Origin of the sequence: Micromonospora sp. CA-240977 (assembly GCF_050942285.1) — a bacterium.
Lineage (GTDB): Bacteria > Actinomycetota > Actinomycetes > Mycobacteriales > Micromonosporaceae > Micromonospora.
Map to the genome: position 1 here is coordinate 3,420,704 of NZ_CP192055.1, position 23,300 is coordinate 3,444,003.

The 23,300-nt window shown below is 73.4% G+C and carries 26 protein-coding genes and 1 pseudogene; 13 read left to right on the plus strand and 14 right to left on the minus strand.

Annotated features, from left to right (window positions below; all coding sequences use genetic code 11):
* Nucleotides 1–18: 18 nt before the first annotated feature.
* Entirely contained in the window at nt 19–504 is a 486-nt protein-coding gene (locus tag ACQPWW_RS15620; RefSeq protein WP_433133371.1) for a hypothetical protein, read from the minus strand.
* 307 nt (nt 505–811) lie between these two features.
* Nucleotides 812–1,624 carry an ArsR/SmtB family transcription factor gene (locus ACQPWW_RS15625; RefSeq protein WP_433133373.1) on the minus strand — a complete coding sequence of 271 codons (813 nt, stop codon included), beginning with the start codon at nt 1,622–1,624 and terminating at the stop codon, nt 812–814.
* A gap of 138 nt (nt 1,625–1,762) precedes the next feature.
* Between ACQPWW_RS15625 and ACQPWW_RS15630 the strand changes: the two genes are divergently transcribed.
* The 3 genes from ACQPWW_RS15630 to rnhA all read left to right on the plus strand — a co-directional run bounded on the left by ACQPWW_RS15630 (nt 1,763) and on the right by rnhA (nt 5,147).
* Nucleotides 1,763–3,034, plus strand: a complete 1,272-nt coding sequence (locus ACQPWW_RS15630) for an MFS transporter (protein WP_433133375.1) — start codon at nt 1,763–1,765, stop codon at nt 3,032–3,034.
* 38 nt (nt 3,035–3,072) lie between these two features.
* Nucleotides 3,073–4,350 (plus strand): lycopene cyclase family protein, encoded by a 1,278-nt coding sequence (locus tag ACQPWW_RS15635; RefSeq protein WP_433134365.1) that lies wholly within the window; start codon nt 3,073–3,075, stop codon nt 4,348–4,350.
* Between the two features lie 323 nt (nt 4,351–4,673).
* The gene (gene rnhA / locus ACQPWW_RS15640) at nt 4,674–5,147 is read left to right on the plus strand and encodes a ribonuclease HI (protein ID WP_357172202.1); all 474 of its coding nucleotides are present in this window, start codon (nt 4,674–4,676) and stop codon (nt 5,145–5,147) included.
* A gap of 7 nt (nt 5,148–5,154) precedes the next feature.
* Here rnhA and ACQPWW_RS15645 read toward each other — a convergent pair whose 3' ends face one another.
* The 3 genes from ACQPWW_RS15645 to ACQPWW_RS15655 all read right to left on the minus strand — a co-directional run bounded on the left by ACQPWW_RS15645 (nt 5,155) and on the right by ACQPWW_RS15655 (nt 7,573).
* Nucleotides 5,155–5,391: a preprotein translocase YidC gene (locus ACQPWW_RS15645; protein ID WP_433133378.1), complete on the minus strand. Its 237-nt coding sequence runs from the start codon at nt 5,389–5,391 to the stop codon at nt 5,155–5,157.
* Nucleotides 5,392–5,513: 122 nt separating this feature from the next.
* Nucleotides 5,514–6,401 carry a pentapeptide repeat-containing protein gene (locus ACQPWW_RS15650; RefSeq protein ID WP_433133380.1) on the minus strand — a complete coding sequence of 296 codons (888 nt, stop codon included), beginning with the start codon at nt 6,399–6,401 and terminating at the stop codon, nt 5,514–5,516.
* Nucleotides 6,402–6,475: 74 nt separating this feature from the next.
* Nucleotides 6,476–7,573, minus strand: a complete 1,098-nt coding sequence (locus tag ACQPWW_RS15655) for a DUF5919 domain-containing protein (protein ID WP_433133382.1) — start codon at nt 7,571–7,573, stop codon at nt 6,476–6,478.
* Nucleotides 7,574–7,754: 181 nt separating this feature from the next.
* Between ACQPWW_RS15655 and ACQPWW_RS15660 the strand changes: the two genes are divergently transcribed.
* Nucleotides 7,755–7,907 (plus strand): hypothetical protein, encoded by a 153-nt coding sequence (locus ACQPWW_RS15660; protein ID WP_433133384.1) that lies wholly within the window; start codon nt 7,755–7,757, stop codon nt 7,905–7,907.
* Nucleotides 7,908–7,952: 45 nt separating this feature from the next.
* Nucleotides 7,953–8,555, plus strand: a complete 603-nt coding sequence (locus ACQPWW_RS15665) for an MBL fold metallo-hydrolase (protein ID WP_433133386.1) — start codon at nt 7,953–7,955, stop codon at nt 8,553–8,555.
* Here the strand turns inward: ACQPWW_RS15665 and ACQPWW_RS15670 are convergent.
* Nucleotides 8,528–9,268: a B3/B4 domain-containing protein gene (locus ACQPWW_RS15670; protein ID WP_433133388.1), complete on the minus strand. Its 741-nt coding sequence runs from the start codon at nt 9,266–9,268 to the stop codon at nt 8,528–8,530. The two genes, ACQPWW_RS15665 and ACQPWW_RS15670, sit on opposite strands and share 28 nt — an antisense overlap.
* Before the next feature lie 7 nt (nt 9,269–9,275).
* Nucleotides 9,276–9,887, minus strand: a complete 612-nt coding sequence (locus ACQPWW_RS15675; protein ID WP_433133390.1) for a LysE family translocator — start codon at nt 9,885–9,887, stop codon at nt 9,276–9,278.
* 62 nt (nt 9,888–9,949) lie between these two features.
* Here ACQPWW_RS15675 and ACQPWW_RS15680 point away from each other — a divergent pair, with 62 nt between their 5' ends.
* Nucleotides 9,950–11,431 carry a PLP-dependent aminotransferase family protein gene (locus ACQPWW_RS15680; protein WP_433133392.1) on the plus strand — a complete coding sequence of 494 codons (1,482 nt, stop codon included), beginning with the start codon at nt 9,950–9,952 and terminating at the stop codon, nt 11,429–11,431.
* Between the two features lie 13 nt (nt 11,432–11,444).
* Here ACQPWW_RS15680 and ACQPWW_RS15685 read toward each other — a convergent pair whose 3' ends face one another.
* The 3 genes from ACQPWW_RS15685 to ACQPWW_RS15695 all read right to left on the minus strand — a co-directional run bounded on the left by ACQPWW_RS15685 (nt 11,445) and on the right by ACQPWW_RS15695 (nt 14,541).
* On the minus strand, nt 11,445–12,866 hold the full coding sequence (locus ACQPWW_RS15685) for a DUF6297 family protein (protein ID WP_433133394.1): 1,422 nt from the start codon (nt 12,864–12,866) through the stop codon (nt 11,445–11,447).
* Nucleotides 12,863–13,486, minus strand: a complete 624-nt coding sequence (locus ACQPWW_RS15690) for an ABC transporter ATP-binding protein (RefSeq protein WP_433133396.1) — start codon at nt 13,484–13,486, stop codon at nt 12,863–12,865. Before ACQPWW_RS15690 ends, ACQPWW_RS15685 begins: the two co-directional genes overlap by 4 nt.
* A gap of 77 nt (nt 13,487–13,563) precedes the next feature.
* Nucleotides 13,564–14,541, minus strand: a complete 978-nt coding sequence (locus tag ACQPWW_RS15695; RefSeq protein ID WP_433133398.1) for a helix-turn-helix transcriptional regulator — start codon at nt 14,539–14,541, stop codon at nt 13,564–13,566.
* A gap of 44 nt (nt 14,542–14,585) precedes the next feature.
* On the opposite strand from ACQPWW_RS15695, the gene ACQPWW_RS15700 reads away from it, so the two are divergent.
* The 3 genes and pseudogenes from ACQPWW_RS15700 to ACQPWW_RS15710 all read left to right on the plus strand — a co-directional run.
* Nucleotides 14,586–15,065 carry a hypothetical protein gene (locus ACQPWW_RS15700; RefSeq protein WP_433133400.1) on the plus strand — a complete coding sequence of 160 codons (480 nt, stop codon included), beginning with the start codon at nt 14,586–14,588 and terminating at the stop codon, nt 15,063–15,065.
* A complete protein-coding gene (locus ACQPWW_RS15705; protein WP_433133402.1) occupies nt 15,065–15,523 on the plus strand; it encodes a hypothetical protein in 459 nt (152 codons plus the stop codon). The genes ACQPWW_RS15700 and ACQPWW_RS15705 overlap by 1 nt, the downstream gene beginning before the upstream one ends.
* 247 nt (nt 15,524–15,770) lie before the next feature.
* Nucleotides 15,771–16,256 (plus strand): annotated as a pseudogene (locus ACQPWW_RS15710) (SDR family NAD(P)-dependent oxidoreductase); the annotation flags it as partial.
* 42 nt (nt 16,257–16,298) lie between these two features.
* Here ACQPWW_RS15710 and ACQPWW_RS15715 read toward each other — a convergent pair.
* Complete coding sequence (locus ACQPWW_RS15715; protein WP_433133404.1) at nt 16,299–17,477, minus strand: low temperature requirement protein A; 1,179 nt, start codon at nt 17,475–17,477, stop codon at nt 16,299–16,301.
* A 20-nt stretch (nt 17,478–17,497) separates the two neighbouring features.
* A complete protein-coding gene (locus ACQPWW_RS15720) occupies nt 17,498–17,920 on the minus strand; it encodes a hypothetical protein (protein WP_433133406.1) in 423 nt (140 codons plus the stop codon).
* Between the two features lie 186 nt (nt 17,921–18,106).
* On the opposite strand from ACQPWW_RS15720, the gene ACQPWW_RS15725 reads away from it, so the two are divergent.
* Together ACQPWW_RS15725 and ACQPWW_RS15730 are read left to right on the plus strand one after the other, a co-directional pair.
* Nucleotides 18,107–19,192 (plus strand): S-(hydroxymethyl)mycothiol dehydrogenase, encoded by a 1,086-nt coding sequence (locus ACQPWW_RS15725; protein ID WP_433133407.1) that lies wholly within the window; start codon nt 18,107–18,109, stop codon nt 19,190–19,192.
* Nucleotides 19,192–19,821, plus strand: coding sequence for an MBL fold metallo-hydrolase (locus ACQPWW_RS15730; protein ID WP_433133409.1), 630 nt, complete (start codon nt 19,192–19,194; stop codon nt 19,819–19,821). Before ACQPWW_RS15725 ends, ACQPWW_RS15730 begins: the two co-directional genes overlap by 1 nt.
* A 34-nt stretch (nt 19,822–19,855) precedes the next feature.
* Here ACQPWW_RS15730 and tsaA read toward each other — a convergent pair whose 3' ends face one another.
* Complete coding sequence (gene tsaA, locus ACQPWW_RS15735) at nt 19,856–20,284, minus strand: tRNA (N6-threonylcarbamoyladenosine(37)-N6)-methyltransferase TrmO (protein WP_433133410.1); 429 nt, start codon at nt 20,282–20,284, stop codon at nt 19,856–19,858.
* Nucleotides 20,285–20,342: 58 nt separating this feature from the next.
* Between tsaA and ACQPWW_RS15740 the strand changes: the two genes are divergently transcribed.
* On the plus strand, nt 20,343–20,798 hold the full coding sequence (locus ACQPWW_RS15740; protein ID WP_433133412.1) for a VOC family protein: 456 nt from the start codon (nt 20,343–20,345) through the stop codon (nt 20,796–20,798).
* A gap of 303 nt (nt 20,799–21,101) precedes the next feature.
* Nucleotides 21,102–21,815: a hypothetical protein gene (locus ACQPWW_RS15745; RefSeq protein WP_433133414.1), complete on the plus strand. Its 714-nt coding sequence runs from the start codon at nt 21,102–21,104 to the stop codon at nt 21,813–21,815.
* Between the two features lie 67 nt (nt 21,816–21,882).
* Here the strand turns inward: ACQPWW_RS15745 and ACQPWW_RS15750 are convergent, their stop codons facing one another.
* Nucleotides 21,883–23,253 carry a hypothetical protein gene (locus ACQPWW_RS15750; protein WP_433133416.1) on the minus strand — a complete coding sequence of 457 codons (1,371 nt, stop codon included), beginning with the start codon at nt 23,251–23,253 and terminating at the stop codon, nt 21,883–21,885.
* Nucleotides 23,254–23,300 lie beyond the last annotated feature (47 nt).

Here is a 23,300-nt window from a genome sequence, read left to right on the forward strand (position 1 = left end):
GGATGGAGCAGTCGCCGATCAGGCGACAGTGGACACCGGACGTCGCCGGCGGATCAGGACCACCGCGCCGGCGAGGGCGGTGCCGAGCAGGGTGCCGCCGGCGGCCAGAGCGCCGGTGTCGCGGCTGTCACCGCCGGAGCCAGCCGGTGCGCCGCCGATCGGGGTGACGGTGAACGTCGCGGTGCCGGCCGAGCTGCCGTCGCCGCAGGTCGCCGCCACCGTGTACGTACCCAGGGTGAATCCGGCGGTGAAGAGTTCGGCGCTCAGCCCGCCGCCGGCGGCGGCCGTTGTGGATCGGACGTTCTGGTCGCGGTTGGGGCCGGTGACCCGGAAGAGGGCGTCACCCGCCTTCGGGTTGCAGGTCGTCGCGGTGAGCACGACGGTCCCACCGACCGGGGTGGTGGCCGGTGACACGGTGGTGTCGGCCAGTGCGGCGCCTGGCAGCAGGAGCGTGCCGAGGCCCACGCCGAGCGCCGCCGAGCAGAGTGCTGTTGAGACCTTCATACGCGTCTTCCCTCACTTTTCGTCCGCTGACTGCGTGGGACGTCGTTCGGGTGGCCAACTCCGTGACTAGCACCGGTGTGCCCAACACTAGGTGGGTTGGGTCCTCGATCAGGTGAAAATGAGAAATCCTCGTTGCCGTCACGTGTCCGCCCGAAGGCCGGGAGAGCTGCGCAAAGCCCCGGACGGCCCGACCGGCGCCGGTACTCCGATCGATGTCCCCCTGCCCGGGCTGTCGCCGCTGGGTCGATGGCGAGGTATGGCGTCGGCTGTCCGCGATCGGGCGGGACCCGAGCGGTCGGCCGGCGGGTTACGCCGGGATCGGCTCGCCGGTCTCCAGCAGGGTCTTGAGGCTGGCCATCAGCTCCGGCCAGCCACCGCTGCCCTCCAGTTGACCGCTGATCGCCCGATGCATCTCGCTGTCCGGGGAAAAGTCGTCGTGGACGACTGTCAGCCGGACGGCCGCGTCCCCGTGTGGCTCGATCTCGAAGGTCACCTTCGACCGACGCTCACCGAGCCGGGCGGCCAGGTCCTCGGGTGACCAGCCGAAGTGCTCGGCGTGCTCGGGCTGGAAGCCGTGCCAGCTGTACGAGAGGCGACGGTACGGCTCGGCGACGAGCACCCGCTGACCGAGGTCGCGTGGCTCGGCGTCCGGCGCGTCCTGCCACAGCACCGGGGATCCGACCTGCCAGTCGGACGCCAGGGCCGCTCCGCCCCAGTAGCGGCGGGTGAAGGCCGGTTCGGTGAGCGCGGCCCAGAGCCGCTGCGGGGTGGTCCTGACGTAGGTGGTGTAGACGAACGTGGGGCTCTCCATGGGCTGTTGCTCCAATGCGGTGCTCAGGTCGGCGAGCGCGGCGGCTCGCTCGCGGTCGTATCGGCTGAGCCATCTGTCGGCGATGGCGTTGATCGGCGCGGCGTTCAGGTAGTGCACCTTGTCCCGGCCGCGCCGGATGCTCGTGACGAGGTGGGCCGCCTCCAGCACCGAGAGGTGCTTGCTGACCGCCTGTCGGCTCGTCGCCAGCCCGTCGCAGAGGTCCCGCAGGGTCTGGCCATTGCGTTCGTTGAGCCGGTCGAGCAGTCGACGCCGGCTGGGATCGGCCAGCGCCCGGAAAACGTCGTCCATCGCCCCTCCGTCAACAGGCAACCATTTGGTTGCATGTCAACGTAGGCAACCAGACGGTTGCCTGTCAATTCGTCAGGGCTTCTGCCTCCGCGATAAATCCGTGGGGAGCCGGGGAGGGCACTGATAGGTTCGCTCGCCGTGACACAGGAAACGACGGCCGGTCTGGGAACGGTGTTCGCCCGCCTCTGGGCGGCCAGCACCCTGTCGGCCCTGGGCAGCGGGCTGGCGACCGTCGCCGCGCCGCTGTTCGTCGCGTCGCGTACCGACGATCCGCTCGTGGTGGCCGCGGCGTCCGCCGTGGCCTGGCTGCCGTGGTTGCTGTTCGCCCTGCCGGGCGGCGTTCTGGTGGACCGGATGGACCGCCGCCGCCTCATGATCGTCATCGACCTGGTGCGGGTGGTCGCGCTCGCCGTCCTGGCCACGGCGATTATGACCGGTCACTCCGGGGTGGCACTGCTGTACGTGGTGCTCTTCGTGATCAACACTGGTGAGATCGTCTTCCGCTCGGCCAGCCAGGCGATGCTGCCGACCGTGGTGCCCCGGCACCGCCTGGAGCGGGCCAACGGCTGGCTCGGCGGCGGCACCACCCTCATGAACGGGATGCTCGCCGGCCCGCTCGGCGGGTTCCTGTTCGCGGTCTCGGCGGGCAGCCCGTTCCTCGTCAACGCCGTCACGTACGCCCTCAGCGCCGTACTGGTGGCGCTGATCGGCGGTGACTTCCGGGCCGCCGCGACCGACTCCGAGGCACGGTCGACCCGATCGATGCGCGCCGAGATCGTCGAAGGGCTGCGCTGGCTGGCCCACCAGCGGCTGTTGCGCACGATGGCCATGCTGATCGGCCTGCTCAACGTGACCCTCACCGCCGCGCTCGCGGTGCTCGTGCTGCTCGCCGCCGAGCGGCTGCGACTCGGGTCCGTCGGTTACGGGCTGCTGTTCACCTGCATGGCCGTCGGCGGGGTGCTCGGCGCGCTCCTCGGCGACCGGCTCATCGCCTGGATCAGCCCCACCTGGACCATCCGGGTCGGGCTGCTGATCGAGGCGGGGCTGCACCTGGCGTTGGCCGCGTCCCGCAGCACCATCGTGGTCGGGATCGCGCTCTTCGCCTTCGGCGTGCACGGCGCGCTCTGGAACATCGTGGCGAACTCCCTGCGCCAACGACTCACCCCACCGACACTGCAAGGACGGGTGGCCAGCACGACCCTCTTCGTGGCGGCGGGGGGCAACTGCGTCGGCGCGCTGCTGGGCGGGCTGCTCGCCGCCCGGTTCGGCATCACCGCGCCGTACTGGGTCGGCTTGGCGGTGGCCATCGGCGTCTCCGCCGCCACCTGGCGGGTCTTCGACCGCGCGGTGGTGGCGCGTGCCTACGCCGACCCGACCCCGGTCGAGCAGCGACCCACGCTGGTGCCCTGAGCCCTGCGTCGGGTGGCGGCGCGCGACCGGGCGTGGCGGTGTGGCAGCGTGGTGCGGTGACCGATTCCGCGCCGCTCGATGTCGACCTCGCGCTGCTCGGCGGTGGCGGCGCGGCGTCGTTGCTGCTCGCCGCGCTGGATCGGCACGGCGTCCGGGGCCTGCGCATCGCCGTCGTCGATCCGGTCCGCCGGCGCGGTCAGGACCGCACCTGGGCGTTCTGGGGCCAACCGGGCACCGACCTGGACCCGCTGCTCAGCGCGAGCTGGCAGCAGGTCGAGGTGGCGACGACGGCCCGGCGCCGCGTCCTGGACCTCACCCCGCTGCGGTACGCCATGCTCCGCTCCGGCCCGGTCTACGACCGGGCTGCCGCAGCCGAGCGCCGACTGGACGCCACCCGGATCGTCGCGCCCGCCGAGACGGTGACCGACGACGGCGCCCGGGTGCTGGTGCGCACCGGCGACGGGCGCGCCGTGCGGGCCGCCTGGGTGCTCGACTCCCGCCCCCGCCCACCGGCGCGAGCGGGGCGGACCACCTGGTTGCAGCACTTCCGCGGCTGGTGGTTGGCGGCCGAGCGGCCCGTCTTCGACCCGGCCCGCGCGGTGCTGATGGACTTCCGCACCCCGCAGCCACGCCGGGGCGTCTCCTTCGGGTACGTGCTGCCGGTCAGCGACAGGTACGCCCTTGTCGAGTACACGGAGTTCTCACCCGACCTGCTCACCGACGCCGGGTACGACGCGGCGCTGGCCGGTTACCGGGACCTGCTCGGGCTCGACCCGGCCGGGCTGCGGGTGCGCGAGGTGGAGAACGGGGTGATCCCGATGACCGATGCGCCGTTCCCGGTCCGGCCCTCGCCCCGGGTGGTCCGGCTCGGTACGGCCGGTGGCGCGACCCGCCCCTCCACCGGATTCACGTTCTCCGCCATGTACCGCCAGGCCGACCAGGTGGCCCGCGCCCTCGCGGCGGGCCGACCGCCGGTGCCGCAGGCGGCGTATCCGCGCCGGCACCGTTGGATGGACGCGGTGGCCCTGCGCGCGCTGGACCGGGGCGGGGTCAGCGGTCCGGAGTTCTTCGACCGGCTCTTCGACCGCAACCCGGCCGAGCGGGTGCTGCGCTTCCTCGACGGCGGCACCACCCCGGCCGAGGAGGTCGCGATCATGAACTCCACCCGGCTGTTGCCGATGATCGCCGCCACCGCCGGCGACGCGGCGCACCGCGTCCGCGACCGGCTGCGCCCGCCGCGTCCCGCACCGGCCGTCCCGCCCGCGGTGGTGGGCGACACCGTCGGCGCGAAGCCCGGCACACCTCCCGTCGGGTAGTGCGCCGCGCCAACCAGCGCCGGGCGCTGCGCCGCGCCAACCAGCGCCGGGCGCCGCGCCGCGCCAACCAGCGCCGGGCACCGCGCCGCGCCAACCCCGGCCTGATGTCCTCCAGCGCCTGTAGACCTGCCCCAGATGTGGGGCAGGACGTCCCGGTGTCGTGCCCCAGATGTGGGGCAGGACGCTCGCGGTGTCGTGCCCCAGGGGTGGGGCGGGACGCCCCGCGTCGGGTGGTCGACGCGACCCGGTGGTGTCGTGTGCCGACGCGCCGGCCCCGGCCCCGCGCGGCAGTCCCGCCGTCACCGCCCGGTAGGTTGCCGGGCATGGTGGACGTGGCGGCCGGCAGGGGCGTGCAGATCTGGACCGACGGGGCGTGCAGCGGCAACCCCGGGCCGGGCGGTTGGGGCGCCCTGTTGCGCTACGGCGACCACGAGCGGGAGTTGTGCGGTGGCGAGGCCACACCGACCACCAACAACCGGATGGAGCTGATGGCGGCCATCCAGGCGTTGGAGAGCCTGAACCGGCCGGTCACCGTCGAGCTGCACACCGACAGCACGTACGTGCGCAACGGCATCACCAGTTGGCTGGCGTCCTGGAAGCGCAACGGCTGGCGGACCGCCGCGAAGCAGCCGGTGAAGAACGCCGACCTGTGGCAGCGGCTGGAGGCGGCCTGCGAACGGCACGAGGTCACCTGGCTGTGGGTCAAGGGGCACAACGGCCACCCGGAGAACGAGCGGGCCGACGGGCTGGCGAACAAGGGCATGACCGAGGCGCGGGCGGCGCTGGCCAGCCGCTGATCCCGGGTCAGCGGTTCGCGTCGGGGTGCCCCGGCATTGTCGACCCGCCGCCGCTGCTGCCGGACGAACCACCGGCGACACCTGAGTTGTCGGGCTCGGTGACGATGTCCGGCCGGACGTCGGTGTCCGCCGGTGCGGGGACCTCGGTGTCCGCCTCGACCTGCACCAACGGCACCTGGCCGGCCTCATCCTCGCTGTGCTGCGGGTTGCCCGGCTGCTCACCTTGGCGATTTCGGTAGCCCACGCCGTGCCCCCCGTCGATGCCGGTTCGCGTCGGCGCTGGCTACCCGGCGTCGTCCCGGCCGAAACCTCACGCCCGGCGTGGGGGCGTCGTCGCGCGGTGCCCGGATGCCCGACTCGCCGTGTTCAGCGTCGTCGGCCGCGCCGGGCGGGGGCACCGGAGCGCGACGGCTGGCGGACCGGGGTGAGTGGCAGCGCCGTCCAGTGCGCCGGCCGGGTGTGGGTCGCTGGCAGGCCGGTGCGCGCGTCGCCCCGGGCGGCGTCCAGCTGGGACTGGTGCAGGAAGAGGGTGCGCCGCAGGTCGCTGCCGCGCAGGTCGGCCCCGCGCAGGTCCGCCCCGGTGACGTCGGCCAGGCTCAGGTCGACGCCGCGTAGGTCGGCGCCGATCAGCAGCGCCCCGCGCAGGTTGGCCCGGCGCAGGTCGACCCGGCGCAGGTCGACGCCGGGCAGGTGCGCGCCCCGGTGGTCGGCGCCCCCGGGGGAGCGGGCCGCGTCGCTGGCCCGGGACAACAGTGGGTTGACCCGGTCCCGGTGCGCGGCGACGTCCACCGTGCGCAGGTGGGCGGGGTCACCCTCGGTGAGTGCCGCCGTCTCGGCGCGGGCGCGGGTCAGCTCGTCACGCAGGCCGGCCGGCGGGTGCAGGGCCAGCGCCTCGGTGACGTACCAGAGCAGCTCGTGCAGGGGTCGTAGCACGGCGAACGCCTCCGCCATGGCCGGCAGCGTCTCCGGCGCGTCCCGCCAGTCCCGTCCGCCGAAGGTGGCCTGGGCGACCTGCTGCCCGGCCCCGAAGCAGTCGAACACCGTACAGCCGGGAAACCCGCGTTGCCGCAGCTCGGTGTGGATGCCGCACCGGTGGTCCGGGCGCAGGTTGGGGCAGGCCTGCCCGGCCGGCTTGTCGATGGCGAAGTCCGCCGAGCGGGCGAACGCGGGCACCACGCAGCACAGGCCGAAGCAGCGTCCGCAGTCGGCGCGCAGCTGCGCCGACCCGGGCGACGGTGCGGTGCGGGGCGACACGTGGCCGGTCCTCCTGGCGTTCGGGGCGAGACCGTCATTGTTCCGCGCGCCGAGCCGACCGGTCGGCCGGGGGGTCACCGTCCGTGCGTGTCGCCGGCCGCCGCCGGGCGGGGCGCCGGGGGGCGGGAGGTGCCCGGGGGCGGCACCAACCGGTAGATCGCCCGCTGCCCGTCGTCGTGCCCGTACTTCTGGTCGAAGTGCCGTTTCACGGCGTCGGCCGGTGTGTGGTCGCCGTCGGCGGGCTCCGCCAGCGCGAACACCGCCGGGGACGCCCCGGGCGCGCGGGGCGGCAGCATGGCGCGCACGGTCAGCGGCCCGGTCACCCGGAACCCTCGGCAGTCGACGTAGTGCTGCCCGTCCACCGTCACGTACGGCACGCGCACCTCGACCACGTCCGAGTCGTCGTGGCGCAGCGTGACCACGACCGACCAGTATCGCTCCAGGTTGAGGGTGGCCTGTTCGTGCTCCCACAACTCCTCGAACCGGGCGTGCACGAACCCGCCCCACGGGCTGTCCATGTCCACCTCGAGCTGCGGGACGTTGAACGACAGCTTCCCGATCGGGAAGAACGAGATCAACGCCCGGCCGTCCCACTGGTAGAGCTGGATCGACGGGGACGCGTCGTAGAGCCGGACCTGTAGGCGCTGTCGTAACCGGGAGTCGAGGGCGTCGGTGAAGGCGGCCAGGTGGCGCAGGTTGGTGCGGATCTGCCGGGGGACGTCGACCCGTTGCCGTTCCAGCTCCTCGGAGCGTTGCTGCGCGGCGGTGCAGTCCGGGTCGAGCAGGAGCAGTTGAACCTGGGCGCCGTTGGCGAGCGCCGCCCGGATCGCGCTCAGGGTCTCCTCGCGGTGCCGTTGCTCCAGCAGGATCGTCCAGGTGTCGAGGATGCGCACCCGGCGGCCGGAGCGGTGCAGCCGGGTCACGAACGCCTGCTGGTCGAAGCTCAGGTGCTCCTGCACCCGCGCCTTGCGGGCCTCCTCGAACAGCGGGTCGAAGATGACGTACGAGATGGCCGCGAGCACGACGCTGGCGCCGAGGTTGAGCAGCAGGTCGCTCAGGAAGCCGGTGCTGCGCCAGGCGCCCACCAGCATGACGACGGCGACCCCGAGCAGTGCCCCACCGACGACGAAGGCGCGTCGTTGCCGCCCGCCCCGACCAGCCCACCCGGGCATCCGGTCCCCTCTCCTCGTCGGCCGGCCCACCGCCGCCCACAAATCACCAGAATGCGGAGGATACGTGCCGGCTCTACCGCTCGCTGTCCCGAACAGGACCGGCGGTTTCGCCGACCGGACCGTCACCACCGCTCATAGGGTGACGGTAACGGGGTCGTGCGACTGCGGACGGTGGGGTCGGATGAACGAGAGCGAACGCGAACAGGCGTTGCTGACCGGCCTCGCCGGGGCCGGGCACGTGTTCGCGATTCCGGTCGGGGTGGTCGCCGTGCTGGCCGCGTTCGCCGCGCAGTTCCTCTACATCCTGCGAACGGCCGCGGGCGACCGGCGCTGACCCGCCGGCCCGACCGGGCCGCCTCCGCGGGCGTACCGTCACCGGATGCGGATCACCCGATTCACGCACGCCTGCGTCCGCGTCGAGCACGACGGCGGGGTGCTGGTCGTCGACCCGGGAACGTGGAGTGAGCCGCGCGCCCTCGTCGGCGCGGACGCCGTCCTGGTCACCCACGAACACACCGACCACGTGGACGTGCTGCGCCTGGCCGGCCTGGGCGTCCCCGTGTACGCCCCGGAGGGCGCCCGACTGCCGGATCTCGCGCCGCTGCCGGTGACCCGGGTCCGCGCCGGGCAACGCTTCACGGCGGCCGGCATCGAGGTCAGCGCCCACGGCGGCCGGCACGCCGCCATCCACGGCGGTCAACCGGACTGCCCCAACCTCGGTTACCTGATCGGCGACGGGCTCTACCACCCGGGCGACGCGCTGCACGTGCCCGACGAGCCGGTGCACACAGTGCTCGTCCCGGCCCAGGGCTCGTGGCTGCGCCTCGACGAGGCGATCCGGTTCGCCGGTGCCGTGGGCGCCGCCGCCGCGTACCCGATCCACGACGCGCAGCTCAACGAGCGTGGCCTGGCCAGCGTCGCCGGCTGGTTCGGCGAGACGATCCCCGGCTACCGTCACCTCGTTCCCGGCGACACCGCCTGACCGACATCGCCACCGGAGGTCGTGGCGCAGAAGCGGGGCGCGGCGGCGGTCAGCACCGCGCTGGCGGTCGGCGCGGACCATCCGTCGGTCACCTCTTGCACCAGCGCGGCGACCAGGCGGGTCATTGTCGGTTCGGCCTCGGCGTGCAGCGCCTCGGCGACGATCAGCACCGACGACGTGCCGGCCCGCACGGCGGACCACCCGCTCTGCCGGTTCGTCCAGCGTCGGGCATGGGCCCGCCCGGCGGTGTCGGCGAAGGTCACCTCGCCCGGGTCGGGATGCTCGGTGTCGCCGGCGAAGGTCTGGTACTCCTCGTCGCCGTGCGCGGGTCGGACCACCAGGTCACCGTCGATCCGGTCCAGGTCGAGCGCGGCGATCGGAATGGCGTACGCGGCCGAGACGGCGTTGCAGAGGTCGACAAGCGGGTGGAGCCGGGGCAACTCGCCGTCCAGGCGCAGCCGGCGCAGCAGCGCCTCCGCCGCGCAGCGGTACCGGGTGGGCGGCAACCCCATCGCCGCGTACGCCCGCCGCCACGCCTGGATCTCCGGGAAGCGGCTCTCGGACCCGCTGGCCAACCGCCTGCGGGCGACGGCCAGGTAGCCGGCCGTCCGTCGCGCCACGTCGGCAGTGGCGGTGATGCCGGTGGCGTGGACCACGCCGGCGACCAGATCGGGGTACGCGGCGCGCAGCCGCGCCGAGTGTTCGAACTGCACGGCACTCCTATCGTTGGGTGAGGGCGAGCGTCACGCCGAGCGCGACGAACGTGCCGGCGACGGATCGACGCAGCCAGTCGGTCACGCGGGGCCGGGTCAGCACCCGGTCCCGCACCCGGGCCGCGAAGATGCCGTAGCCGCTGAACACCACGAAGGTGAGCAGCATGAACACCGCGCCGCAGGCGAGCATCGCCCGGGTCGAGCCGACAGTTGTGGCGCCGACGAACTGGGGCAGGAACGCGACGAAGAACAGCGTCGGCTTCGGGTTGAGCAGGTTGACCGCCACGCCGGAGATGATCACCCGGGTCGCCGAGCGGGGCGCGGCGTCGGTCATCGCAGTGAAGGCGTTGCGGTCGCGTGCGGTGGACCAGGCCAGATAGAGCAGGTAGCCGACCCCGAGGTACCGGACGACGTCGAACGCCACGGCGCTGGTCTGCAACAGCGCGGCCAGCCCGGTCATCGCCGCCAGCAGATGCGGCAGCGTGCCCAGCGTGCACGCGAACGCGGCCAGCACGCCGGCTCGGGCGCCCCGGGACAGCCCGGCGGAGAGGGTGAAGAACACCCCGGTTCCCGGGGTGACCACCACGACCAGCGTGGTGACCAGGAAGGCAAGGGTCACTGTCGTCCTCCGATGGGTCTGGTGGGGCGGTCCCGGTTCCACTCTGCTGTCAGGATGGTCCGATGAGCAGAGCCAAACCGAGGGCGTCCGACAGGTCCATAACGGCGGGGTCGGATTTTCTGCACCTGACCATCGCCGACGCCCCGCCGGGCGGGCGGGCCGACTGGCTGACCAACCGGTTGCGGCAGGCCATCGCCGACGGGCGGGTGCCGGCCGGGGAGCGGCTGCCCCCCACCCGGGTGCTCGCCGCCGACCTCGGCGTCTCCCGGGGCGTTGTCACCGAGGCCTACCAGCGGCTGACCGAGGAGGGGCACGTCGCGGGCCGGGGCCGGGCCGGCACTGTGGTCGTCGCCGCGCCGGCCGCGCCGGTGACCGCCCCGGCCGCCGTACCGCCCCCGGCCGCGCTGTTCCCGCCGGCTCCGGGCAGCGACATCTTCGACGCGGTACGCGCGGCGAGCGCGACGATCGACCTGACGCCCGGCGTACCCGACCTGACCGCCTTTCCCCGCACCGACTGGCTGCGTGCCGAGCGGACGGTGCTGCGCCGCCTCGCCGCGGCCGACCTCGGCTACGGCGACCCGTGCGGCACGCCCGTGCTGCGCCGGGCCGTGGCCGCCTGGTTGGCCCGCAGCCGGGGCATCGCCGTCGACCCGGCCGAAGTGATCATCGTGGCCGGCGTGTCCCAGGCGCTCGGTCTGCTCGCCCAGGCGCTCGGCTCGGCCGGCGTCGACAGCGTCGCGGTCGAGGACCCCGGCTCGCTCGGCGTGCGGCAGCACCTGAACAACTGGCGGGTCCGGACCCCGCCGATCGCCGTCGACGACGCCGGGATCCGGGTCGACGAGCTGGTCGCCAGCGAGGCGCGCACCGTGCTGCTCACCCCGGCGCACCAGTTCCCGACCGGCGTCGTGCTCGACGGCGACCGCCGCCGCCAGCTCGTCGACTGGGCCCACGCCGGCGGCCTGATCATCGAGGACGACTACGACGCCGAGCACCGCTACGACCGCCCCCCGGTGCCGGCGCTGCGCGGCGTGTTGCCCGAGCACGTCTGCTACGCCGGCAGCGTGTCCAAGCTGCTCGCCCCGGCGCTACGGGTCGGTTGGCTGCTCGTGCCGGCGCGCCTGCGCGCGGCGGTGATCGCCGCCAAACGCAACGCCGACCTGGGCAACGCGGTGCTGCCGCAACTGGTGCTGGCCGAGCTGATGAGCAGCGGAGCGCTGGAACGGCACCTGCGGTTGCTGCGCCGCCGGCACATCCGGCGGCGGGACGCGATGATCGCCGCGCTGGCCCGGCACCTGCCCGCGGCGACAGTGCACGGGGCCGCCGCCGGACTGCACCTGATGATCACGCTGGACGGGGCCGGGGCGGACACCGACCTGGCCGCCGCGGTGCTGGCCCGTGGGGTGAAGGTGCAGCCCCTGTCCTGGCACTGCCAGCGGTCGTACCGACCGGGCCTGGTCCTCGGCTACGCGGCCCGCACGACGACCGAGATCGAGGAGGGCGTCGCCGAGGTCGCCGCCGTTCTCCGCCGCCGGGGGCCCGGCTGACCCCGACCGGTGGTCAGCCCAGGAACAGCTGCACCAGCACCAGCACGGCGAGCAGCGCCGGCCCGCGCGAGCCCTGGCGCATCAGGTCGACCGGGACCATGCCGAACGGCGTGTTGACCGTCGCGCCACCGTAGTTGATCGGCGGGCGGGTGCCCGACCGGAACGCGGCGGCCACCACTCCCAGCGCCAGCGTCGGCGCCAGCCAGGACGGCCCCGGCTCGACGGTCGGCAGGGTCAGCAGCCACCACAGTCCCGCGCCGACGGCCGGCACCACCAGGTGGATCCCGCGCAGCAGGGCGTCGCTGCCGCCCAGTGCCCGGCGCAATCCGGGTGAGCGGCTGATCGACCGCAGGCCACCGGTCAGCCGGTTGGCGGCGAGGTACGCGAACACCACCTGCGCGGCCCCGGCCAACCCGGGCAGGGCGAGCGCGGCAGCGTACTGCACGCCGACCAGCGTCGCCCAGATCAGCAGGGCGCTCGGGTGGCGGCGCAACCGGCGCACGTCCGCCTGCAGAAACGCCCACCAGCCGGGGCCGGGCAGGAACCGGCGGCTGCCGACCCGGCCGATCCGACGCCACCGCCGGCTCTCCACCAGGCCGGCGAGCAGGCTCGGGTCGAGCAGGATCGTGGCCGTGGCGGCGGCGTTGGCGAACTGCGCGCCGGTGGTCAGCGTGGCCCGGTCGACCCGGGGCAGCGCCCGAACGGCGCGGATCGTGCCGAGGCCCGCGAGGGGCACCGCCAGGGCGAACAGCGCGACGACCGGCGTCGCCGTCGGTCGGGGCAGCCCGTCATCGACGTGACCGAGGAGCACCACCGCGGCGGTGAGGACGGCGGCCAGCACCATCGGCGCCGCGCCGACCACCGTCGGCCACCGCCGCCCTGCCCGGCTACTCTGGGCGACGACGCTGAGCGCCAGCGCCGCCGCACCCCATCCCGCGCCGGCCGCGGCCGCCCAGCCCAGCGCCGCCGGGTCGCTGACCCCGCCGAGCGCCGCCACGGCCAATCCGAGCGCCGCGGTGCCCACCGCCGCGCCGACCAGCAGGATGCCGAACCGCGGCGCCAGCCACGCCCGCCGGTCGACCGGCGCGCTGGTCGCCCAGCTCTGCGTGGCCGGGGTGACAAGCAGCGGGCCGAGCGCGCGCAGGCCACGCCAGGCCAGGCCGGCGCCGGCCAGCAGCGCGGCGAGCGCCAGCCACCAGCGCACCCCCGGCTCCGCCTGCCCGACAGTGGGGGAGTCCAGCAGGTCGCGGCTGGCGCTGATCGCGAACCAGCCGTACATGCCGGTGAACAGGACGATGACGTACGCGTCGCCCAGCACGTCGCCGAGGGAGTGATCGTGGTGCCGGCTGCGGGCCCGGCGCAGGTGGGTACGCAGTTGCCGGGCGGTGGGCACCCCGCTCGGCGTGTCGGCGATGGTGACCGGCGGGGCGCTCACCGGCCGATCTCGATGCGCTCGTCGACCACCGCGTCGATCAGCTCCGGGTCGTGCGAGGCCAGCAGCACGGCGGTGCCGGCCTCGCGTTCCCGCAACAGCCGCTCGGCCAGCCACTGTCGCCCGCGTACGTCGAGGCGCTGCTCCGGCTCGTCCAGGATCAGCACCCGGCGGGGCCGAACGAAACACGAGGCCAGCGCCAGCCGGCGGCGTTGCCCGCTGGACAGGGTCACCGGCAGCTGGTCGCGGGCCGGCTCCAGCCCCAACTCGGCGAGCACCTCCTCGGCCGGCTCGGCGGTGCTCCCGTGGGCGTACGCGACAAGCTCCAGGTGCTCGACCACGGACAGATCCGGGAAGAAGTCGATGTCGTCCAGGGCGGCTGCCACCAGCGCCCGTACCTGCGGGTCGGTCTCGTCGGCCCGGCGGCCCTGCACCAGCACCTCGCCCGCGTCCGGCCGGTCGGCGCCGACCACGCAGCGCAGCAGTGTGGTCTTGCCGCTGCCGTTGGGGCCCAGCACCACCGCGATCCGGCCCGCCGGGAGCGTGAAACTCACGTCGTCGAGCACGACCAGGTCGCCGAAGTTGCGGCTAAGTCCCCGTACCGAGAGCGCATCCACGAGCACAGAGTCTCCCAGACCGGTGCCACCGACCAACCCGAGCGACCTACGTCACGCGGTCCGCCCGGTTGACCGGGAGCCGGTCAGCCGGGTGCGTAGAGCGCGGCGAGGCCGGCGGCGGTGGCGGCCAGGCGTTCGCGCAGCGCGACCGGGGTCAGCACCTCGACGTCGGCGCCCAGGCGCAGCAAGTCGCCGTGGGCGTGGGTGAGCGACTCGATCGGCAGCACCGCGGTCACCCAGCCGTGCGCGTCCGGAGGCTGGGCGCTGGCGTCCACCGCGGTCACCACGGGATCGCTGCCGATCTCGCGCAGCCGTTGTCGACCGGCGGGGGAGAGTCGGACGGTGGCCTCGTCGCGGTGCAGGCGGGCCCGGAACCCCACCACGTGCGCCCGCCACCAGGCCGGCAGGTCGAAGTCGGCCGGTCGGACGAACTCCTGCGGCAGCGGCGTCAGCGCGAGGATCTGGTTGACCCGGTAGGTCGCCGGAGCGCCTCGGCCGGGCTGGTCGGCGACCACGTACCAGCGGCCGCCCTTGAGCACCAGCCCGTACGGCTCCAGCACCCGGGTCACCTCGCCGTTCCACCCGCGGTAGCGCACCTCGACGCGGTGCTGCCGCCAGACCGCCTCGGCCGTGCGGGCCAGCTCCGGCGAGGCGTCGCCGTCGGCGTACCAGCCGGGAGTGTCCAGGTGGAAGCGGTGCTGGAGCTGGATGGCCCGGTCGCGCAGGGGAGCGGGGAGCGCGGCGTGCAGCTTGAGTCGCAGCGCGGCCACCACGTCGCCGTAGCCCAGCTCGTCGGCGGGGCCGGGCAGCCCCGCCAGGAACAGCCGGTCGGCCTCCTCGGCGGTGAGCCCGGTCAGCCGGGTCCGCCAGCCGTCGACCAGGTGGTAGCCGCCGGCGTGCCCGGCCTCTCCGTACAGCGGGATGCCGGCGGCGTGCAGCGACTCCACGTCCCGGTAGATGGTGCGCGGGGAGACGGCCAGCCGCTCGGCGAGCTGCGCGGCGGTCAGCCGGCCGTGCTGCTGGAGCAGCAGGAGCAGAGAGAGGAGTCGAGAAGCCCGCACTTCACTGACACTAGTTGTCAGGGGACCGGTCCTACCGTCCCGGCATGGCATTTCGCGACAAGCAACTGCGCACGCCCGGACCGGTGCTGGTGGACGGCCGGCACCTCAAGCGCTACCACATAGACCAGCCGGAGCAGCCGATCGAACCGGAGGTGGAGAAGGCCGCGTACGACCACGTGCCGTTGCTCCTCGTCGACATCGTCGACGACGGCACCCCGGCAGCCGGGTGGGTGGTGCTGCACCGGGGAGCGGACAGCGGCGCCTACCTGCTGGCGTACACCTGGGCGTGGGACAACGCGGTGGAGGTCCGGGTCGCCGCTGCCGGGCAGCCGGCGCTGGACTGCCCGGACGAGGACCCGACCCGGTTCGTGGAGGTACGGCGACCCACCGTCGGCTGCGTGTGGGAGCTGGCGGTGCTGGAGCACGAGCGGGCCGCCTGGGTTCGGCACATGCTTGCGCCGGAGGCCCCCGACCTGACTGGATATCTCAACGACACGCGAGCGGAAGGGCCGGTGGGCCGCTGATGGGCGACTTCGACTTCTTTGTAGGCACCTGGAACGTCGTGAACCGGCGGCTGCGCAAGCGGCTGGTGGGCTCCGACGAGTGGGAGGAGTTTCCCGGGGTGTCGGTCGCGCACGGCTTCTTCGGCGGCGGCGGCCACTTCGACGAGATCACCTTCCCGACCAAGGGTTCCGCGGGCGCCACCGTCCGGGTCTTCGACCCGGCCCGGCAGGAGTGGTCGATCTACTGGATGAGCAGCGTTGACGGGGTGCTGGGGCAGCCCCCGATGGTGGGTCGTTTCGTCGACGGGGTCGGCCGCTTCTACGCCGACGACCAGCACGAGGGGCGTCCGGTGCGGTGCCGCTTCATCTGGTCGGACATCAGCGCCACCACCGCCCGCTGGGAACAGGCGTTCTCCACCGACGGCGAGCTGACCTGGGAAACCAACTGGGTCATGACCTTCACCAAAGCGTCCGACTAGACGATCCTGGTGTGGCCCGTGGCCGGCGGTGACCGTCGGTCACCTCCGCGGGGGCGAATGCGGTGGTGGGCGGTATACCTCAGAGTCATATTCATACCTCTGAGGTATACCGCCCACCAGCACACCGAGATGGCGGGCGGGCCGCAGCGGATGGCGCCCGCCCTTCGCGGTGTTAGGGTCCGTCCACCGCCCCGGATGGAGGAACGCGATGGCCTCCGACCACGTCGACGTGCTCATCGTCGGCGCCGGCCTTATCGCGCCGGCCGGGCAGACCGCGTACTCGGCGAGCAAGTTCGCGGTACGCGGCTTCACCGAGGCGCTGCGCCACGAGCTTGTCGACGACGGCATCGGAGTGACCTCGGTGCACCCCGGCGGGATCCGCACCCGGATCACCGAGAACGCCCGGATCGGCAGTGGCGTCTCGCCCGAGGAGTACGCGGTCGGCCGGGCGCAGTTCGAGAAGCTGCTCACCATCGCGCCGGGCCGGGCCGCGGAGGTGATCCTGCGCGGCGTCGAGCGGCGTCGCGGCCGGGTGCTGATCGGCTGGTCGGCGAAGCTGCCGGACCTGCTGGCCCGGGTCCTGCCGGCCTCGTACAACCGGGTTCTGGTCGCCGGTCTGAACCGGGGCGTCGTCCGGCCGGCGGCACCCACGCCCGCTGTGCCGGCGGCACCCACGCCCGCTGTGCCGGCGCCGCGGCCCGGCGACGCCGACCCGGCCCGCGAGGTGGCCTGACCGGCGGCGCGGTAACGGTGGTGTGCTGCCCCGGCGGGCGAGTCAGGACGGGTTGACCGCGGCGCTCGGCCCGACGTCGCGGCCGCGCAGCAGCACGGTCAGCGTCACGAGGGCGACGAGCAGCGCCGCGAGGACGTACACCGGGGCCGGGCCGAGCGGCGCGAGCAGCGCCAGCAACGCGACGACGGGGAAGGCGACGACCACCGCGCCGTGCTGCTGCCGGCGTACGTGCAGCACCCAGACCGTGAGCAGGAAGACGGCGATCGGGATGGCCACCGCGTACCCGGCGGTGCCCGCGGAGACGTGCGCGAGGTGCCGCTCGACGTCCACCGACACCCCCAGGCCGGCGCCGATCGCGGCGATCGCGGCGAAGACCAGGTAGTGGCCGTAGCCCCAGATCAGGGAGTACGGCAGGCGGTCGGGCGCCTCGGTGGGCCGGTCGAAGTAGAGCCACCACAGCGCGAACACGATGATCGCGCCGGCCGCCGCGAGCGACCAGAGGTCGTGCTCCCCGGCGTCGAGCCCGGTCTGGATCGCGATCGAGATGGCCAGGACGGCCTCGCCGAGCACGATCAGGGTGAACAACCCGTACCGTTCGGTGATGTGCCGGGGGTGCCAGGGGGTCATGCCGGGGCGTTCGGCCACCGCCGGCACCAGCACGTCGGCCAGCGCCAGCAGCACGAACGTCGCGATGCCCCAGTCGGCGGGCAGCGCCAGCCGCAGCAGCCAGGCGAGCTGCACCACTGTCACGCCGATCGCGTAGCGGGTCGCCGCCGCGCGGTGTCGGGGGTCGCCGGCGGCGGCTCGGATCCAGTGCACGACGGCGGCCAGTCGCATCACCACGTACCCGTAGGTGATGACGGCGAAGTCGCCGTCGGCGAAGGCGCGCGGCACTCCGGCCGCCAGGATCAGCGCCCCGGAGATCTGCACCAGGGTGGTGATCCGGTAGACGTCGTCGTCGGTGTCGTACGCCGAGGCGAACCAGGTGAAGTTCACCCACGACCACCAGATCGCGAAGAACACCATGGCGTAGCTGGTCGCGGCGTGGCCGAGGTGGCCCTCCGCGACGTCGTGGTGCAGGCTGCTGGCCGCCTGCGCGACGGCCACCACGAAACACAGGTCGAAGAAGAGTTCCAGCGGGGTGGCCGCGCGGTGTGGCTCGTCGCGACGTCGGGGCCGCATCGGACGGTAGAACGGCCGTACCGAACGGGAATGGGTCACCGCCGCTCCTCAGGCTTGGCTCACCGGCGGCGTCGACGGCCGTGGGTCAACCCCTCCAACACCAGGGTCAGCCCGGCACCGACCAGCCAGACGTCCTTGGCGAGCCCGGCGCCCTGCTGGGTCGGGCGTACGCTACCGGGCTCGCGCATGCCCGGCGTCTTCAGGTACAGCTGCACCAGGCCCACGCCGAACGCGGTCAGACCCAACCCGACAAGGGGGGCCGGGACGACCGGCGCGAGCAGCGCGGCCCCCAGCGCGATCTCCGAGTACGACAGCAGCTTCGCGAAGCGCGGTGGGTCGAACTGGCCGAGTTGCGGCATGGCGGCGACCGCCATCCCGTGCATGCCCTCCGCGGCGGCACCCTCCAGGTTCCGCTTGCCCAGACCCGAGTTGAGAAAGTACGCGCCGATGCTGAGCCGAAGCGGCAGGTGCGCGAGCTTCATGATCACTCCCCGTGTGGCCGTTGTCGAATGCGGCCCGCGTACCCGGCACCGCCCGCGATAACCCGTCCGGCCGGCTGGGCTGGCCGTGGTGGTCGCGGTAGGTTCGCCGGGGGCCCACCGCCGAGCCCGTGGCACACCCGCCCACCCGGCGCCCGGCCCTGCCGCACACCACCAGCAGGAGGCGAAGTGAGCCAGGAAGTCCGGGGAGTCATCTCCCGCAGCAAGGGCGCGCCGGTCGAGGTGACCACCATCGTGGTGCCCGATCCCGGCCCCGGCGAGGCGATCGTCCGGATCCAGTCCTGCGGCGTCTGCCACACCGACCTGCACTACCGCGAGGGTGGCATCAACGACGACTACCCGTTCCTGCTCGGCCACGAGGCGGCGGGCATCGTCGAGCAGGTGGGCGAGGGCGTCACCGACGTCGCTCCGGGTGATTTCGTGGTCCTCAACTGGCGTGCGGTGTGCGGCGTCTGCCGCGCCTGTCGCCGGGGCCGCCCGTGGTACTGCTTCAACACCCACAACGCCACCCAGCGGATGACCCTGACCGACGGCACCGAGTTGGCCCCGGCGCTGGGCATCGGCGCGTTCGCCGAGAAGACCCTTGTGCACGCCGGGCAGTGCACGAAGGTCGACCCGGCCGCCCGCCCGGCCGCCGTGGGCCTGCTCGGCTGCGGAGTGATGGCCGGGCTGGGCGCCGCGATGAACACCGGCAACGTCACCCGCGGCGACTCGGTCGCGGTGATCGGCTGCGGCGGCGTCGGAGACGCGGCGGTCGCCGGTGCGGTCCTCGCCGGCGCCACGACGATCGTCGCGGTGGACACCGACAGCCGCAAGCTGGACTGGGCCCGCAGGTTCGGCGCCACGCACACCGTCAACGCCTCCGAGACCGACCCCGTCGAGGCGATCCGCGCCGCCACCGGCGGCTTCGGCGCCGATGTGGTGATCGACGCGGTGGGCCGACCGGAGACCTGGAAGCAGGCGTTCTACGCCCGGGATCTGGCCGGCACCGTGGTGCTTGTCGGCGTGCCGACCCCGCAGATGCAGATCGAGCTGCCGCTGCTTGACGTCTTCGGGCGCGGTGGCGCCCTGAAGTCCAGTTGGTACGGCGACTGCCTGCCCAGCCGGGACTTCCCGATGCTCACCGAGCTGTACCTGCAGGGCCGGCTCGACCTGGACGCGTTCGTCACCGAGGAGATCGCGCTCGACCAGGTCGAGACCGCCTTCGACCGGATGCACCAGGGCGACGTACTCCGCTCGGTGGTGGTGTTCTGATGACCGCCCGGGTCGACCACGCGGTCACCTCCGGCACGTTCTCCCTGGACGGGCAGACGTTCGACGTGGACAACAACGTCTGGGTGATCGGCGACGACAGCGAGTGTGTCGTCCTGGACGCGCCGCACGACGTGGCCGCGATCCTCGCCCTGGTGGGTGACCGGCGGGTCCGGGCGATCCTGGCCACGCACGCCCACGACGACCACGTTCGGGTGGCGCCCGAGCTGGCCGAGGCCACCGGCGCGCCGGTGCTGCTGCACGCCGCCGACCGGGTCCTCTGGGACATGGTCCACCCGCACCTGCCGCCGCACGGCGAACTGCACGACGGGCAGGACATCGAGGTGGCCGGCACCACGCTGCGGGTGCTGCACACCCCCGGGCACAGCCCCGGCGCGTGCAGCTTCCACGCCCCGGACCTGGGCGTGGTGTTCACCGGGGACACCCTCTTCAATGGTGGTCCGGGCGCGACGGGTCGCTCCTACAGCGACTTCGACACCATCGTCCGGTCGATCCGGACCCGGCTGCTCACCCTGCCGGCGGAGACGGTCGTGCACACCGGCCACGGCGACGACACGACGATCGGCGCGGAGGCGCCGCACCTGGCGGAGTGGTTGGCCCGCGGCCACTGAGCCCTGCCGGCGCGCTGGCGCGTGGTCGACGGGCTCAGCGCTCGTCGGCCGCGCCCAGCACCGGTTTGACGTCCAGGACCGGGGTGCCGTCGAGGGCCTCCAGGTCGGCCACCTGGACCCGCAGGCCGTCCACCGTCAGGACCCGCACCCGGTGCAGCCCGATCGGGTTGGGTCGGTGCGGGGAGCGGGTGCTGAACACGCCCGTCTCCGGCCGGCTCTCGTCACCCCGTGGGTGCACCGCCAGCACGTCACGGCGGGCGCGGTCCAACCAGGTCAGCACCAACAGCTCCGCGCCCGCGTGCAGGTCGCGCAGCGCCGGTGCGACAGGCGCGTCGAAGACCAGCCAGGCCACCGGCGAGCCCTCGTCGCCCTGTCGTGGCGCGCTCGCCGCGTCGGTCAGCGGTGAGGCGACCCGCCCGACCGGGCGCAGCAGGTACGTGTCATCGCTCGTCGACTCGACCACTGTCGCTCCTCCCTGGACGGTGCCAGCCTAAACCCGTCGCGGCGCTAGGATCGCGAACATGGCCGCCGACCCGCCCGCCCCCGTTGTCCGCCAGCTGCGGCTCGTGGTGGAGGCCACCGACCACGACGCTGCCGTCGCGTTCTTCCGCGACGCACTCGGCCTGCCCGAGGAGGCGGCGTTCACCGGTGACGGAGACGCCCGGGTGGTGATCCTGGACGCCGGCCGCGCCACCCTGGAGATCGCCAACCCGGCGCAGAAGCGCATGATCGACGAGGTCGAGGTGGGTCGACAGGTGGCGCCCCGCATCCGGGTGGCCTTCGAGGTGGACGACGCCGCGGCGACCACCGCCCGGTTGGTCGCGGCCGGGGCCCACGAGATCGCCCCGCTCGCTCGCACGCCGTGGCAGTCGCTCAACGCCCGCCTCGACGCCCCGGCCGACCTGCACATCACGATCTTCCAGGAGCTGCGCACCGGGACGCACGACGATCGCCCCGGACACGACGGCGACGCCTGAGCGGAGCGCGCTGGCGCGACCCGGGTTTCGTGACACCGCGGTGCGCGGTTGGGGCGACAGTCCGTGATCCCGGTCCGATGAACGCTGCGACGGCGATATGTGCGGCCGTGCCGGTCGTGCGTGCCGTGTCCGATTCCCGGAGGTGACCGGGACCGCAGCGTCCGGAGAAACCGGCATCTCCGGAATGCCCGACACGTCAACCCGGTTGTGTCCCCCGTACCGCCGGAGTCCAAACCCCTTCCCGCGGTCATCTCCCGAGGAGTGTTCACCCCGGAGCGCTCCGCGATCGAGAGGGCAACCATCGTGAAGGTCGACTTCACTCGATGGCTCCCCGCCATCGCCAAGGACTCGTACCGCAAGACCGCGCTGAGCGTGGTGGGCGTGGCCGCCCTCGGCGGTCTGGCACTCGCGCCGACCGCGGCTGCCACCCCGGTCACCTCCGGGCCGCACCAGGGCGCCGTGGCCGCCATCGACCTGGCCACCGGCAAGGCCGCCGCCTCGCCACGCCACGAGGACCAGCCCGTCGAGTCGGGGCTGACCACCGGCTCGCCGACCGGCAAGCCGCCGGCCGGTAAGCCCAGCCGCGACCAGCTGATCCCGCACGGCGTCGAAGGCGCGCAGTCGCGCATCCCGCTCGACGACGCGCAGCTGGCCAACGCCCGGGCGATCGTCGACGCCGCCAAGAAGACCGGCGTCGGTGACCGGGGCGCGGTGATCGGCGTCGCCACCTCGCTGCAGGAGTCGAAGCTCTACAACCTCGGCCACCTCGGCGCGTACAACGACCACGACTCGCAGGGGCTGTTCCAGCAGCGCCCGTCGTCCGGTTGGGGCACGCCCGAGCAGATCACCGACCCGGAGTACGCCGCCTCGGCGTTCTTCACCGCACTCAAGAACATCGGCGGCTGGCAGGACCTGCCGCTGACCGCCGCCGCGCAGACCGTCCAGGTCTCCGCCTTCCCCTACGCGTACGCGCAGTGGGAGGAGCAGGCGGCGGACATCGTCCAGCAGATGTGGTGACACCCGCACAACCGCCGGCCGGCTCCCGTGACACGGGGGCCGACCGGCGTCGTCGTACCCGTGTCCGTCAGCAGGCCGGGTAGAGGCGGCGGGTGCCGACCCCTGCTGCGTACGCGTCCCGGTCGCTGAACCGGCAGCCATAGTCGGGTCGCGCCACCACCGCCGGGTCCGTCACGGTGTCGCCGGCCGGGCGCTTGCCGGTGCGTACCCAGGACACCAGGTCGTCCCAGGCGGCGCCGGCCTCGGCCGGGGTGAACTCGCAGTGCTGCGTCGCCCGGATGGCCCGCTGGACCACCAGCCCGCTGCGACCGTTGCGCGCCACGTCAGTGGCGTACGCCTGCTCCATGCTGAACGGGACGAACAGGTCACCGAGGCCGTGCAGGCTCAGCACCGGCGCGCTGGGCCGACCGGCGATCCGCGGCACCTCGGTCAGCGTCGGCAGGAGCCGCTGCACGACGTTCTCCGGAGCGACCCGCCGCACCGTGGCGTTGACGTTCACCGGACTGTTCGGGGTGTAGCGGGTCAGCAGGTTGGTGGACAGCTGACCGGGCCGCTGGGCGGGGGAGTCGCCGCTCCCGGTGGGCACGCTGATCGAGAAGAGGAAGTCCTTCCACACCGCGAACGCGGCGTCCGCACCGGGACGAGGCCCGCCCGAACGGTTCACCGTAACCGCCCGCAGTTGCCTGCCCCGCTCGGTGGTGGTGTCCGGCCCGGTGGGGGTCAACCCCGCCAGACCGAGTGCCACCTGGATGCGGGGCACCGCGTTGGTCAGGTAGTCGGCCGGGGTGGGATAGGCCGGCACCCCGGCGAGCGCCTGCGCGACCAGGTTGTAGTCCAGGTAGAAGTCGAGCAGCGTCTGGTCGCCGAGCACCCCGCACATCGGCAGCGCCCCGTCGTAGTAGCCGGGATACTGCTCCAGCGAGCGACCGATGACGTACCCACCCATCGACACCCCCGCCAGGTAGGTGTGGTGTGGACGGCGAACCGTCCGTCCGAAGTGGTCCGCGAGATCCTTGGTGCCCAGCACACCGGAGCGGATGTCGAAGCCGTTGCGGTCGTACGACGACGACGCCCAGGCGTACCCCTGCTCCAGGAGCCGTTCGCGCAACCCGAAGGCCGGCGCCTCCGGCGAGAGCACCGTGCCCTGACCCCGGTAGCCGTGCGCCCACAGCACCAGGTTGCCGTTCCAGCGGGCGGGGACCTCGATGAGGTAGCCGGCGTGGCGGTGTACGCCCTGGCGTACCGTCGTCGCTCTGCCGCTCACGACCAGCGGGGCCAGCGGCGGGTTCTCGATGGTGTACCCGGGCAGTGGCTGGCCGCCACCCGGGTCGCGACCGGTGGCGCTGGCCGGCGCGGCACCAGCCACCCCGACCGCCAGGGTCAGCGTCACGGTGGCGGCGAGCAGCCGGCGGAGGGTACGAACGGGTGCGGACAGCATCATTGCTCCCCATCGGACGGATGTCGCCCTCGGGGCGACCAGGCGGG

Coding starts and splice junctions, on each gene's coding strand:
- ACQPWW_RS15620 (WP_433133371.1), bottom strand. CDS start 504: ATGAAGGTCTCAACAGCACTCTGCTCGGCGGCGCTCGGCGTGGGCCTC.
- ACQPWW_RS15625 (WP_433133373.1), bottom strand. CDS start 1,624: ATGGACGACGTTTTCCGGGCGCTGGCCGATCCCAGCCGGCGTCGACTG.
- rnhA (WP_357172202.1), top strand. CDS start 4,674: ATGGTGGACGTGGCGGCCGGCAGGGGCGTGCAGATCTGGACCGACGGG.
- ACQPWW_RS15655 (WP_433133382.1), bottom strand. CDS start 7,573: ATGCCCGGGTGGGCTGGTCGGGGCGGGCGGCAACGACGCGCCTTCGTC.
- ACQPWW_RS15660 (WP_433133384.1), top strand. CDS start 7,755: ATGAACGAGAGCGAACGCGAACAGGCGTTGCTGACCGGCCTCGCCGGG.
- ACQPWW_RS15665 (WP_433133386.1), top strand. CDS start 7,953: ATGCGGATCACCCGATTCACGCACGCCTGCGTCCGCGTCGAGCACGAC.
- ACQPWW_RS15680 (WP_433133392.1), top strand. CDS start 9,950: ATGAGCAGAGCCAAACCGAGGGCGTCCGACAGGTCCATAACGGCGGGG.
- ACQPWW_RS15700 (WP_433133400.1), top strand. CDS start 14,586: ATGGCATTTCGCGACAAGCAACTGCGCACGCCCGGACCGGTGCTGGTG.
- ACQPWW_RS15705 (WP_433133402.1), top strand. CDS start 15,065: ATGGGCGACTTCGACTTCTTTGTAGGCACCTGGAACGTCGTGAACCGG.
- ACQPWW_RS15720 (WP_433133406.1), bottom strand. CDS start 17,920: ATGAAGCTCGCGCACCTGCCGCTTCGGCTCAGCATCGGCGCGTACTTT.
- ACQPWW_RS15730 (WP_433133409.1), top strand. CDS start 19,192: ATGACCGCCCGGGTCGACCACGCGGTCACCTCCGGCACGTTCTCCCTG.
- ACQPWW_RS15740 (WP_433133412.1), top strand. CDS start 20,343: ATGGCCGCCGACCCGCCCGCCCCCGTTGTCCGCCAGCTGCGGCTCGTG.
- ACQPWW_RS15750 (WP_433133416.1), bottom strand. CDS start 23,253: ATGCTGTCCGCACCCGTTCGTACCCTCCGCCGGCTGCTCGCCGCCACC.